The sequence below is a fragment of the Rhizobium sp. CFBP 13644 genome, assembly GCF_014842165.1.
Taxonomy (GTDB): domain Bacteria; phylum Pseudomonadota; class Alphaproteobacteria; order Rhizobiales; family Rhizobiaceae; genus Agrobacterium; species Agrobacterium tumefaciens_C.
On sequence record NZ_JACYVF010000003.1, the window covers coordinates 553,146 to 564,823 of the forward strand.

The following is an 11,678-nucleotide window of genomic DNA, read 5'->3' on the forward strand; positions in this document are numbered from 1 at the left end:
TTATCCCACCACACGTAAGGAATTGGCCGGTTTGCCATCGCGCCGGAACCGTGCGACAGCAGCTTCATTGAGATCGATTCCCAGACCGGGGCCTGTCGGCAGCTTCAGTTCGAAATTAGAGTAGTTCAGCGGTTCCTGCAGAATCTCTTCCGTTAGCAGCAGGGGGCCGAAAAATTCCGTTCCCCAGTGCAGATCCTTCACGCCAGCCATGAGCTGGGCAGCAGCAATCGTGCCGATGGGGCCTTCGAGCATGGTCCCGCCATAGATGCCGATACCCGCCGCCTCGGCAATGGCAACCACCTTGGCTGCAGCAAAGAGGCCACCCGCCTGTTCGATCTTGATGGAGAACACGTCACCCGCGCGCGCCGTGGCCGCTTCCAGCGCAGTTTCAGGCCCAACAAGCACCTCATCGGCCATGATGGCGATGGAGGATGTGCGCGTCAGCCTCGCGAGCGGCGCAATGCCAGCCACCGGCTGTTCGACCAGCACGCAGCCCGCGTCGGCAAGGGCATCAATGCCCATGCGAGCCTCGCGTTCGCGCCAGGCCATGTTCACATCCACGCGGATGGAAGCATGATCGGGCAGCGCTTTGCGGATTTCCGCCACATGGCGAACATCATCGGCAAGTGCGCGACGACCGATCTTCAGCTTGAAATCCTTGTGGCGGCGCAGATCCAGCATGGTCTGAGCCTCGTCGATATCCTTGGACGTATCGCCGGACGCAAGGGTCCAGGCAACCGGCAGACTGTCACGGCGACGACCCCCGAGAAGTTCCGATAGCGGCAGGCCCAAACGACGCCCATGGCAATCCAGCAACGCGGTTTCCACGGCACATTTGGCGAAATGATTACCCTTGACCGCAAGTGCGACGCGGTCCATCAACAACTGGATGCGGGCTGCATCCTGACCGATCAGAAGCGGTGCCACATAGGTATCAATGGTCAGCTTCATACCTTCAGGGCTTTCCGGACCATAGGCCAAACCGCCAATGGTCGTGCCTTCGCCAAAACCCTCAAAGCCGTCGGCGCAACGAACCCGCACGATCATCATGCTCTGGCCGCTCATGGTCACCATCGACAGACGGTGCGGCCTGATGGTAGGCAAATCGAGTATAATCGTTTCGATCTCGACAATGCGACTTTCTACGGACACCACGTTTCCTCCCTGTCTGTTAGGGAAACTAGCGCTCTGCAGGGTGTCCGTCCAAAACTATAAAAGTGGCATTCGATACTCAAAAGGTATGAAGATGGAACTGAGACAGCTACGATACTTCATTGCGGTTGCACGCGAGAGAAACTTTTCCCGTGCTGCGGAAATCCTGCATATCGCCCAGCCGCCCCTTAGTCGGCAGATCCAGCAGTTGGAGGAAGAACTTGGCGTTCTTCTCATTGACCGCAGCCATCGTCCCCTGACGCTGACTGAGGCCGGGCGTTTCTTCTACCAGCAAGCCGGGCAAATCATCGCCAGAACCGAGCATGTGCGAGAACAGACACGACGCATCGGCCTGTCGCAGCGAGAGCGATATATTATTGGCTGCGTCGGCTCGACGCTCTATGGCGGAATGCCGGACTTGGTACGCCGGATGCGCATACGCTGGCCAAATCTCGACTTCGAAATCCGCGAAATGGCCTCAACCGAGCAGGTCACCGCGCTCAAGGAACACCGGATCGATCTCGGCTTCGGCCGGGTGCGCTTCAACGACCGGGAGGTGGAAAGACTGACATTGCGCGAAGAACGACTGGTTGTGGCCCTGCCCAAGGGGCACCCGAAGTCCTTCGCCCATGAACCGATTGCACTAACCGAACTGCAAAACGAGCCGCTGGTTGTCTATCCCTCGCAACCCCGACCCAGCTTTGCCGACGAGGTTCTCAACATGCTGGAGGAAGTGGGCGTTTCCCCATCACATCTCGATGAGGTGCGTGAAATCCAAACAGCGCTCGGCATCGTCGCGGCGGGCGTCAGCCTCTGCATCATTCCGGCGGCTTCGCAGCGGCAGCGACCGGATGATGTCTGTTACCGCATGATCAAGGACGAGAATGCGACCTCTCCCATCATCATGAGCTACCGGCGCGAAGATGCGGGCAACCGGATTGATGAGATCAAACAGATCATCCGAGAGATGTATGCCTCCAATCCCATCTGGCTGCAGCTCTCAAACGTGAAGATGGATGCCGGCCTCGAGCTACCAACCGAGGAACTTTGACATAAGCAACCGGCCATCCAGCAGTCTGCCACAGCGCTAGCGCTTTGGGGCCAAAGCACGAAGCATCACAGTTTATATGCGTGACGCATAGACATTAGAGTGATTTCATGTTTATATGCGCCATGCATGCATTTTTGCAGGCTCACTCAAAAATGGACGGTGAACAATGACCCTGCTTTCCCCAACCGCTGCAGCGGCCAAGCTCCTGAATTCCCAAAAAGCACATCATTTCACTCTCACCGCGGGTCGGGCCATTTCCCTCGCAGGTGTCGTTCTTCCGCTGCTCCTCATCGGGCTCTTGAAGTTTACTCAGGTCGAGGTAGAGGCGCTGAAGCCGCTGATCAGCGGCACGCCATGGCTGGCCTGGCTCTATCAGGTTTTCGGTTTTGCCGGGACCAGCTACTTGCTCGGCGTCGTGGAAATGATCACAGCCGTCCTGTTCATTGCGTCTCTCTGGTCGGTCAGTGCCGGGATCGTCGCTGGAGCGCTAGGCGCTCTCATATTTCTGACAACCGTTTCGACCCTATTCGCGCTCCCGATCTGGGATGCCTCTTCAGGCGGCTTTCCGTTCCTGAACTTCATCGGAACATTCCTGATCAAGGATGTCGCCTTGCTGGGTGTCAGCCTTGCGATCCTGGGAGAGAGCCTCCTCAAGAACGTCACCGCTGGCCACTGAGATCGTCGGGCGCTCGACCAAACCGATTTACAGAATCCAATTCGGCACCGAAAACCAGAAGAGGACCCACCATGCACTATTCAGAATACAAGCACACCGATCCCGCACTCCTTCGCGCCTTGGTCGAAACATTTCCATTTGCTGCCATATCCATTAACGGACCAGAAGGGCCGCGTATTGCCCATGCGCCATTGACCTTCCGGCCTAGAAACGCACCAGCAGGCGCACTTGAATTCCATTTGGCCAAGGCAAATCCGATTTCAAGCGACATGACGGTGGGCGTGCCCGTCACCATTCTGGTTCAGGGACCCGGGGCGGCAATATCGCCCAGTTGGTTCACGTCGAGCTTTCCTGATCCAGATTCGGATCGCAGCAGAACGGCCCCGACCTATAATTACATCAGCCTGATCATGCATGGGCGGCTTGCATTCATGGACGATGTTGCCCTGCAGCGCCAGATCAAAGACCTTGTGAATGCCAGCGAACCGCAGGGCGGATGGCAAACGGAGGAACTGGCTGCCGATCTCTGGCAGGGCTGGCGAAAGCTGATCCAGGGATATCGGCTTGAAATCACCAGCTTCGATTTGACCGCAAAGCTTTCACATGGCGACGTACCGGAAGACAGGCGCGGTGTCGTCGAAGGATTGCTTCAGCGTGGCGTGCTGGCAGACGAAAACATGGCGCATCTTGTTGGCGGCCATGATGGCACGTCAGCCTCTCTCCAATCGCTGATCCGCTCCTTGAAGCACTGACGCTCGAAGCCTGCGAAATCCATGCTGCATTCTCATGCCCTGTCATGCCTCATTTTTTGCCTGGAGGCTGCAAACGACAGGACAGTTCGGGCAGGAACTCAAATCGCAAAGCCTGCAAACTGAATAGGCATGATCGAGGTCTTCAACAAAGTTGGTGAGCAGTTTTTCCGTCAGCAGGCGATAGGTCTCTTTCTCAACTGACGTAAGAACATCCAAGGCGCCTGCGATGCGTTTAAAGCGTGAGGACAAGATAGCATCGCAGCGCGTGTCTCCGGCTTCCGTCAAGTGAAGGGCGACCGCCCTGCGATCGCTTGCGCTCGGCTGCCTCATGAAAAGGCCATCGGCCACGAGCCGATCCACCAACCGCACCGTGGCGGAATGAGAAAGGCCAAGCGCGCGCCGCATTTGCTCAATGGGCATGCCCGGTTCGTGCCGCAACAGCGTTATGGCCGCCGCAGCCTGACCCTTCTCCGGAGCCTGGTTTTCTGTTTCGCGCAACACCGCATCCGCCAAACCCAGAACCAGTGCGCCGATTACGTTTTCTGTCTTTTTCTCAGTCATGACGAATTAATATATGCGCCACGCATAGACATCAAGCGGAATTAATGTATGCTTCATGCATATAAATAGAAAGGATAATAAAAATAACCCGGACAATCACATCCGCCGTCGACCGCGCCATCCTTGGCGTTGATCGCATCATCCCCGCCGGCACAATCACAAAAATCGGTCGCGGCGTTGCCCTTGCAGGCGTGGTCCTTCCGCTCCTGCTGATAGGCGTCCTTAAATACACGCAGATCGAGGTCGATGCCCTCAAACCCCTCATAACAAACACACCGTGGCTATCGTGGCTCTATCCAGTATTTGGCGAGGTGGGCGCAACCGCTCTGCTCGGTACTGCAGAGATTTTCACAGCCATCCTGCTGATCGCCTCCATCTGGTCGGCACGCGCTGGCGTCCTTGGTGGCGCAATCGGCTCGATGACGTTTCTGACCACGGTCTCGGTCATGTTCGCACTGCCGATCTGGTACGCGGACCTTGGTGGCTTCCCCTGGATCAATCCGGTCGGCCAGTTTCTGCTAAAAGACGTCTCGTTGCTCGGCGTCAGTATTTTCATTCTCGGCGAAAGCATCGCGCGCGTCAGAGCTCAGACATCGCTGACCTGAGACCGCATCGAAAACAGGGCAGCATCCTCAGGTCACCAACCGCTGCGCCCTTTACAGAACCTTGTCGCTTATCGCAGCCCCTATACTGGATCGATGATGACATATCTCGACGGCATTTCCATTCCCACTCTGGCGGCGCTCCTGATAGCGGGAGCGTTCGCACTTGGGGTCGCCATTCAGCATGGTACCACCTGCGCCGTTCGTGCCATGTCCGAACTCATAAGGGATCGAAGGGCAGACGGCTTGCTCGGTTTTTTCGAATGTGGGCTGTGGGCATTGCTTGTCGCATGGCTATTGACACCAGACATAGCTGTTCCGCAGTGGGGGCCTTTGGGGTCTCTCGGCCTCGGGGCCGTTCTGTTCGGGGCTGGGGCCACCATCAACGGCGGCTGCGCCTTCGGCTCCATTGCACGCCTTGGCGAAGGCAGGTCCGAGTTTCTGCTGACTGGAGCGGGGGCGTACATTGCCTTTCGCCTTCTTGACGCGATGGGAGCCGGCGCCATCGCGGCACCGGAACAAACCCCTCTTCCCGAACATGCCCTGCTTATCGTCGCGCTCGGTCTGCCCGGCTTCATCCTGCTGCGCTTTGCGCTGTGGAGACGGCCGCTGCGCGTCATTCTCAAGCTGTCATTTTTGATGGGCGTGATCGGATTGGTCGGCGCTTTTGTCGGAGCCCTCCACCAGCCATGGCCGTGGATGCCTGCATTGAGATATATCGGAACCTCGGATTGGCTGACGGCCATCGGCCTCACAGGACTGATTGCGGGAAGCATCGCGAGCGGAATATTCCAGGGACGGTTCCGGCTTGGAGTGCCGGGGCTCGCTGCGCTCCGCGACAGATTTACAGGAGGTTTGCTGATGGGAGCGGGCAGCACCTTGATACCCGGAGGCAATGACAGTCTGGTCCTGCAGGGAATACCGTCAGGTAGCCCATCGGCTTTTCTCGCTTATGCAATTCTTCTGGCCACGATCATAGCGATGTTGAAGCTCTTGCCACGCTTCAACGTCCACTAAGCGACCTCTACGGTTTACGGGACTGACGCGTTACGATCTGGCCGTATCGATGCCGGTTCCGTCGATCAGACCACGGGAGATTATCTGCCCAATCAGTTCATCCAGATTGGCGCCAGGCACATTCTGCGCCATCGCTTCAAGCCTGCCATCGATGATCAGCGTCGCCAATCCATGCATCAGGGACCAGCGCGTGCTTGCGACAACCAGCGTTTCGAAATCGCTCCTGTCTGTCGCTTTACCGGAAGCTTCACTCGAAAGAAGTGCGAATGCCGCAGGACCCGCAACGGATAAGGAGGGCGACGACCAGTTCAGGCGCTCTGAGCGGAACATCAGTAGAAAGACACCTGGATGTGCCCTGGCAAAGCGGATGTAACCGCGTCCCAGCGCCGTGGCGTAAACAGGGGAATCGGCCTGAGCGGCAGCCTCTTCCACCTCGGCCAGGACAGTCTCGCGCAATCGCACGAAGCCTGAAGCAGCCAACTCCGTCAACAGACCGGAGAGATCGCCGAAGTGATGGGCAGGAGCGCCGTGCGAAACGCCCGCCTCGCGTGCCGCCGCCCGCAAGGTCAGCCCGGCAATACCGTCGCGGTCGAGGATTGTTTCCGCCGCCTCCAGCAAAGCCTGGTGCAGCGATCCGTGATGATAAGGTTTCATGCCTAATCTTTACACTGACTAGATTGCGCTTGACCAGAGAAAATGATCCTGACATTGATTTAGACAGCGTCTAAATAAGGACATTTCAATGCCACTGAGCCCCCTTTCGGGTGGTGCCAGACGGCCAGGAGGACTGCGATGGAGAAGGTCTATGTATCGATCACCGGCCTCCAGCTGAAAGGCAGGCGCCATTTTTTCCGTTTCTGGTGGCATGCGATCAGGTCAATGGCTCAAGCCAAGCAGGCCGAGGGCAACCTCGCCACAGATGCGCGCCTCATCAATGGCGTGCATCACACAAGAACCGTGTGGAAGGATGAGGGCGCAATGCGTCGATATCTGATCGCTGGCGCGCACCTGAAAGCGATGAAGGCCTTCGGCTCTATCGCGACAGGCAAGACACTCGGCTTCTACTGCGACAGCATTCCCGATTGGGACGAGGTGCACCGGGCATGGCAATCACGCGGCAGGCAAGTCGGATGATCAAAGACGCCCGCGATATCCCACCGGCCCAGATCCTACATGCCTTTGCCGAGAAAGAAAACGCGTTACAGAGTTTTCCACCCCGAGTGCGCTTCGCATCGCAGTCATTGGTGTTGGCGGAATCGGAAGCACATTCGCATTTCATCTGGCCCGTGCCGGCGGGCATGAGGTCACCGTCATCGCAAGGCCGGGTTCCGCCCGCCTTGGGCGATTGTTGACCGACACCGGAATCATCAGCATCACGGGTGAGCATGCGGCTGTTAGCGTCACCGACACGTTGGACGGAGCTGTGCCCTATGATCTTGTGGTCGTCACATTGCTCGCACATCAGGTGGATGCCGTGCTGCTTGCGCTGAAAAGAAGTGCAGCCAGATACATCCTGTTCATGTTCAACAACTTTGACCCCGAGCGACTGCGCGACACCATCGGCATTGAGCGCAGGGCGATGGCACCGGCTTCATTATAAGTGTCGCCGCTGAACCAGGCGTAGAGTTTAGAGATGAGGCTCAATCCCGCAGGTGGAGCCTCATCAGACATCAGTAATTGGCGCTATAGACCAGCGGAACCCAATCATAGTTCGTCTCGTCTCGCCTGATATGGCCGATGCCCGGAAAGGCGTGATGGGCGCCTGCAACCAGATATTTTTGATCGGCTGCCTCGGCGAAAGCAACGGCGCGTGTGGCGGCAGCCGTCGTCTGGTCCACGTCAAAATCGACCGTGACCTCCGGATGGTCATACTGCAGCACGTCGCCATGCGCGATATCGCCCCAGAACACGATCTTTTTCCCCTGGCTTTCCACGATGATGCCACTGTGTCCGGGCGTGTGGCCAGCGCGCAGCACCGAGCCAAAACCGGGCAAAGGCGCGGCATTGTCTTCAAAGGTTTCGAACTTCTCCGCATCGACATACGGGCTGACGCATTGCTCGGCCTGCGCAATCTGAGGACCCAAAACCTTGTCAGCCTTTGTTTTGGCATCCGCTTCCAACCAGAACTCGGCCTCGCCATGGTTGACATGCAGGATCGCGTTTTCAAACACGCGCTTGCCATTGGCAATGAGACCGCCGGAATGGTCAGCATGGATGTGCGTGAGGATGACGTCATCGATCTGGTCCGCTTTGTAACCCGCAGCCTCGATGTTGGAGACGAGTTTGCCGAGCGCCGGCCCCATCAGATCGCCCGTACCGGCATCGATCAGAACAAGCTTCTCGCCGGTATTGACCAGAAAGGCGTTGACCGAAATTTCCGAACCCGCCTGAAAATGATCGACAAGATAGGTTTCTGCGTCACTTTCGGTGATGCCCTTGTATATTTTCGACATTGGCAGTTTCACCGTGCCATCGGATACCGCGGTGATTTCATAGTCACCGAGTTTCATGCGGTAGAAGCTGGCCGCTTGCTTGCCAACCACGGGCGCCTTGGCAAAGGCGGCGGCGGGCAAGGTTGTCATGGCACTTGCAGCAAGGGCAGCGCCTGCTGTGCTGATAAGTAGGGAACGACGGGTTTGCATGGGAAACTCCTGGGCACTCGGCGGCCCGTTGACGACAAGGTCTTGGAACTGACCTTTTTAGCACGTATGCATGGACGCATTAGTAATCAAATCGATGCGGCTCATGACAACTATCGATCATTTCAATTTGCGATCTTTCGATCTCAATCTTCTGGTTGCTTTCGACGCCCTCATGGCGGAAGGAAACGTCACGAAGGCGGCTGGACGGCTGAAGATCCAGCAACCTGCAATGAGCCATTCCCTTTCAACGCTTCGGGTCCTCTTGCAGGACGAATTGTTCATTCGCGTAGGACAGGTGATGCAGCCGACAGCGCGGGCGCGCAGCCTGGCAGCCCCTGTCCGCCATGCTCTCCGTCAGGCGCAGATGGCGCTGACCGGCAACTTCGGGTTTGATCCGGCAACGGAAGAGCGAACGTTCCGCATCGCCATGTCTCCCGAAATCGAGCTGTTGCTGATCCCCGAACTAACGATGCGCCTGCGCCGCGACGCACCCGGCATCAAGGTTTTGGCCAGAGTGTTCCCATACGAGGCAATGGAACCTTCACTGGAAGATGGCAGCATCGATATCGCGGTCGGCTGCACATACACAAAGACGAGCCGCCGATCCTTCGAGACATTATACGAGCCGGAAATGGCATGCTGCTACAATCCAGCTCTGCTGCCTTTGTCGAACCCGGTGGAACTCTCGAACTATCTTTCCGCTGACCATGCGACGATCTCCCAGAACGAGACATTGCAGGGCTGCATCAAGGATGCGCTGGAATTGGCAGGCGTTGAGTTGAACGTGATAGCCGCAGCACCCGGCTATATGTCGGTTCTATCGGCGGCGCAGATCGCACCTGTCATTGCCACGGTGCCGAGCCGCATCGCTGATCGTTACGCGGCACTTCTCGGCCTCAAGGTCAGCCCGTTACCCGTCAGCCTTTCCTTTCCGCCCGTGAAAATGGTCTGGGCGAGCCACGCCGACGATGACGCTGCGAACGCCTGGCTGCGGCATATCATTCGCGACATCCTTGGTACGACGGGGGTCGGCAGCTAAAACTTAGATGCCCCTGACGCCGGTTCAACGCGCTATCAAATGATCGCGTTTTGAGAAGAAAGGTTCTTCCTGACATTGCAAGCTGAAACCGAAGCTGATGAAGCTCTCAAAGCGGCGGCAATACCAGCTGCCTGACCGGTGACGAATGCTGTACCCATGACTCTTAGAGAGCCATAAGCGGCGGTATCTGCGCCGACAACTCTGCCTGCAAGAAAGAGATTATCCGCGCCAGACACCTCGATTGCGCCCATTGGTATATCGGCAAAGCCCTCGCCACCGAGATCGATGAAGCGCGCCCGTCCAGGCGCTTCGTGAACCTCAATCGGCCAAGCGGCACGACCAATGCCATCTTCGCGCCGCTCACCTGTTTCAAGCGCTCGACCGGTCATATCCTGGCGCGAACGTGGGCGACGTGTTTCACGAATACCAATTTGCGGTCCCGTAGCTGCTATGAATGCATTTTCGAAGCCCGGCATCTGTCGCAGCAATTGCAGGTTCCTCCAGGCTTCCAGACGCGCCTGGCGCTCAGCCGCGCCTAGACTGGCACCGCTTAGACCGTCGGTCTCAAGATCGATCGTCATCCACCAATAATCGTTCGAGATTGGCAGCCGCAGCATCACACCGCCGTCCAAACGGTGGATTGGGCTAACGGAGCTGGCATTGTGCTGCGCAATCAGTTGCGCCATTCGTACACGGTCGAACGGCACGCCGGCCGCAACCCCACCAATGCGAACCGGCATCGAGGCCGGCTGGACGTGGTCGCCTGACAGGCTATTGGTCCCCATCTCCAGCCCCGCCAAGGACGCTAGCGTCGCCTCGCCGCTGGCGTCGACAAACGATTCAGCGTTAATTTCATAGCTACCCGCATGATCGGTTACCGTAATGGCGGCAACGCCGTTCGATTGTCGAGCCAGAGCGGTGACGCGACTGTGCAGCAGGACATCCAGACCAGAAACATCGGTCATCAGGTCGAAGGCAAATTTGACCGCCTCTGGATCCAGCATGACGATCCAGTTGCCGCTGCTCGATTTGATGGGCGCAACATTCTGGCCAATCTTTTCAAGCCTATCCAGCAACTCGCGGCCGATACCGCCTACCGCAAAAACAGGATTGGAGCCTTTGACAAAGAACCCGCAATAGGCAAGCACAAGCGAGTGAGCAGCCGCGCCGCCAAGGAAACCGTAGCGTTCGATCAGTGCGACTTTCGCACCCAGCCGGGCAGCGGCCACCGCCGCACTCATGCCAGCCGCACCACCTCCGACGACCACGACATCGTATCGACCACCACGCGTGTTACACATCCGATGGTTCCCCTTCAATGACGCCCATCGCCTCTGCGAGCGCAAAAAGCTGTGCCTTGGCCATTTCTTCTCCGGTCTGGATATTGAGGCCTCGCTGCCTCGCCAACATCAGCAGGGGTGTGAGTTTTGGACTTGTCACGACATCTGCCACCAGCCCGTTCGATGGCATCAATGATAGGGTGCTATCCGGCACCGGCAGAGGATCGTCTGGCTGCATGCCGGAAGACGAAGCGTTGATGACGAGATCAAAAGCACGCTGGGGTATCGTACCGCCAGATATCATGACGGATGGGAAAGCAGCGGCCAGCCGAGCGGACAAATCGGCGGCGCGGTCTTCGTGGCGATCGGAAATAACCAGATGCGAAACACCCGCCGCAGCCAGCGCATAACCAATCGCACTGCCCGCAGCCCCTGCCCCGACCAGTAATATGGTTTTGCCTGCTGGTTCAAAACCATGCGCTTCAGAGGCCTTCAGAAACCCCTGCCCATCGGTCATGTCGCCGTAAAGCTGGCCGTCGGCATGTCGTCTCACCACATTTGCGGCGTCCAGAAATTGCGCTGTTGGGCTGAGGTCATCGACAAGGCCTGCCACTTCCCGCTTGTGGGGAATGGTAACAACGAAACCATCGAGATTCTGCCAGCCACGCGCCGTTAAAACAAAGTCGGCCACACTGTCGGGAACGAGATCAATGGCGATCATTGCCCTCTGCGCTCGCGCATCGGCAAAGTAGCGGTTGAAGTTATCCGGTGACTTCACTTGGGCGATAGGTGATCCGATGATCGCCACAAGGCGTGTTTCGCTACCAATCATAACTATCACTCCCCGTTTCGCAAAAAGGATAGGAAGCAAAGACTATTGACGCCAATATAAATTTCGGCCGATGA

14 protein-coding genes are annotated in these 11,678 nt (G+C 57.5%); 8 read left to right on the plus strand and 6 right to left on the minus strand.

What is annotated here, in order from left to right:
* The gene (locus tag IFT53_RS11990) at positions 1-1,152 is read right to left on the minus strand and encodes a muconate/chloromuconate family cycloisomerase (protein ID WP_342365805.1); all 1,152 of its coding nucleotides are present in this window, start codon (positions 1,150-1,152) and stop codon (positions 1-3) included.
* Positions 1,153-1,246: 94 nt separating this feature from the next.
* Between IFT53_RS11990 and IFT53_RS11995 the strand changes: the two genes are divergently transcribed.
* The 3 genes from IFT53_RS11995 (at position 1,247) to IFT53_RS12005 (ending at position 3,631) form a co-directional block, all read left to right on the plus strand.
* Positions 1,247-2,203 carry a LysR family transcriptional regulator gene (locus tag IFT53_RS11995; RefSeq protein WP_192064892.1) on the plus strand — a complete coding sequence of 319 codons (957 nt, stop codon included), beginning with the start codon at positions 1,247-1,249 and terminating at the stop codon, positions 2,201-2,203.
* Between the two features lie 166 nt (positions 2,204-2,369).
* Positions 2,370-2,879, plus strand: a complete 510-nt coding sequence (locus IFT53_RS12000; protein ID WP_052496888.1) for a DUF417 family protein — start codon at positions 2,370-2,372, stop codon at positions 2,877-2,879.
* Positions 2,880-2,950: 71 nt separating this feature from the next.
* Positions 2,951-3,631: an FMN-binding negative transcriptional regulator gene (locus IFT53_RS12005; protein WP_082249932.1), complete on the plus strand. Its 681-nt coding sequence runs from the start codon at positions 2,951-2,953 to the stop codon at positions 3,629-3,631.
* 42 nt (positions 3,632-3,673) lie between these two features.
* On the opposite strand, the gene IFT53_RS12010 is transcribed toward IFT53_RS12005, so the two are convergent.
* The gene (locus IFT53_RS12010; RefSeq protein ID WP_162196036.1) at positions 3,674-4,129 is read right to left on the minus strand and encodes a MarR family winged helix-turn-helix transcriptional regulator; all 456 of its coding nucleotides are present in this window, start codon (positions 4,127-4,129) and stop codon (positions 3,674-3,676) included.
* Positions 4,130-4,332: 203 nt separating this feature from the next.
* Between IFT53_RS12010 and IFT53_RS12015 the strand changes: the two genes are divergently transcribed.
* A complete protein-coding gene (locus tag IFT53_RS12015) occupies positions 4,333-4,797 on the plus strand; it encodes a YkgB family protein (RefSeq protein ID WP_342365809.1) in 465 nt (154 codons plus the stop codon).
* Between the two features lie 96 nt (positions 4,798-4,893).
* Entirely contained in the window at positions 4,894-5,811 is a 918-nt protein-coding gene (locus tag IFT53_RS12020; protein WP_162196035.1) for a YeeE/YedE thiosulfate transporter family protein, read from the plus strand.
* A gap of 30 nt (positions 5,812-5,841) precedes the next feature.
* Here the strand turns inward: IFT53_RS12020 and IFT53_RS12025 are convergent, their stop codons facing one another.
* Positions 5,842-6,465: a TetR/AcrR family transcriptional regulator gene (locus IFT53_RS12025; RefSeq protein WP_052496887.1), complete on the minus strand. Its 624-nt coding sequence runs from the start codon at positions 6,463-6,465 to the stop codon at positions 5,842-5,844.
* Positions 6,466-6,603: 138 nt separating this feature from the next.
* Between IFT53_RS12025 and IFT53_RS12030 the strand changes: the two genes are divergently transcribed.
* Positions 6,604-6,945 carry a hypothetical protein gene (locus IFT53_RS12030; protein WP_192064893.1) on the plus strand — a complete coding sequence of 114 codons (342 nt, stop codon included), beginning with the start codon at positions 6,604-6,606 and terminating at the stop codon, positions 6,943-6,945.
* 106 nt (positions 6,946-7,051) lie between these two features.
* A complete protein-coding gene (locus IFT53_RS12035) occupies positions 7,052-7,411 on the plus strand; it encodes a 2-dehydropantoate 2-reductase N-terminal domain-containing protein (protein WP_192065026.1) in 360 nt (119 codons plus the stop codon).
* A 70-nt stretch (positions 7,412-7,481) separates the two neighbouring features.
* On the opposite strand, the gene IFT53_RS12040 is transcribed toward IFT53_RS12035, so the two are convergent.
* The gene (locus IFT53_RS12040; protein ID WP_192064894.1) at positions 7,482-8,453 is read right to left on the minus strand and encodes an MBL fold metallo-hydrolase; all 972 of its coding nucleotides are present in this window, start codon (positions 8,451-8,453) and stop codon (positions 7,482-7,484) included.
* Positions 8,454-8,556: 103 nt separating this feature from the next.
* On the opposite strand from IFT53_RS12040, the gene IFT53_RS12045 reads away from it, so the two are divergent.
* A complete protein-coding gene (locus IFT53_RS12045) occupies positions 8,557-9,492 on the plus strand; it encodes a LysR family transcriptional regulator (RefSeq protein WP_192064895.1) in 936 nt (311 codons plus the stop codon).
* 35 nt (positions 9,493-9,527) lie between these two features.
* Here IFT53_RS12045 and IFT53_RS12050 read toward each other — a convergent pair whose 3' ends face one another.
* Both IFT53_RS12050 and IFT53_RS12055 read right to left on the minus strand, forming a co-directional pair.
* Positions 9,528-10,793: an FAD-dependent oxidoreductase gene (locus IFT53_RS12050; RefSeq protein WP_192064896.1), complete on the minus strand. Its 1,266-nt coding sequence runs from the start codon at positions 10,791-10,793 to the stop codon at positions 9,528-9,530.
* A complete protein-coding gene (locus IFT53_RS12055; RefSeq protein WP_192064897.1) occupies positions 10,786-11,604 on the minus strand; it encodes a shikimate dehydrogenase family protein in 819 nt (272 codons plus the stop codon). Before IFT53_RS12055 ends, IFT53_RS12050 begins: the two co-directional genes overlap by 8 nt.
* Between the last annotated feature and the right edge of the window lie 74 nt (positions 11,605-11,678).

Bases quoted from the DNA above. Each gene is read 5' to 3' on its own strand.
- IFT53_RS12000 (WP_052496888.1), top strand. From the start codon at position 2,370: ATGACCCTGCTTTCCCCAACCGCTGCAGCGGCCAAGCTCCTGAATTCC.
- IFT53_RS11995 (WP_192064892.1), top strand. From the start codon at position 1,247: ATGGAACTGAGACAGCTACGATACTTCATTGCGGTTGCACGCGAGAGA.
- IFT53_RS12045 (WP_192064895.1), top strand. From the start codon at position 8,557: ATGACAACTATCGATCATTTCAATTTGCGATCTTTCGATCTCAATCTT.
- IFT53_RS12030 (WP_192064893.1), top strand. From the start codon at position 6,604: ATGGAGAAGGTCTATGTATCGATCACCGGCCTCCAGCTGAAAGGCAGG.
- IFT53_RS12040 (WP_192064894.1), bottom strand. From the start codon at position 8,453: ATGCAAACCCGTCGTTCCCTACTTATCAGCACAGCAGGCGCTGCCCTT.
- IFT53_RS12050 (WP_192064896.1), bottom strand. From the start codon at position 10,793: ATGTGTAACACGCGTGGTGGTCGATACGATGTCGTGGTCGTCGGAGGT.
- IFT53_RS12025 (WP_052496887.1), bottom strand. From the start codon at position 6,465: ATGAAACCTTATCATCACGGATCGCTGCACCAGGCTTTGCTGGAGGCG.
- IFT53_RS12020 (WP_162196035.1), top strand. From the start codon at position 4,894: ATGACATATCTCGACGGCATTTCCATTCCCACTCTGGCGGCGCTCCTG.
- IFT53_RS12055 (WP_192064897.1), bottom strand. From the start codon at position 11,604: ATGATTGGTAGCGAAACACGCCTTGTGGCGATCATCGGATCACCTATC.
- IFT53_RS12005 (WP_082249932.1), top strand. From the start codon at position 2,951: ATGCACTATTCAGAATACAAGCACACCGATCCCGCACTCCTTCGCGCC.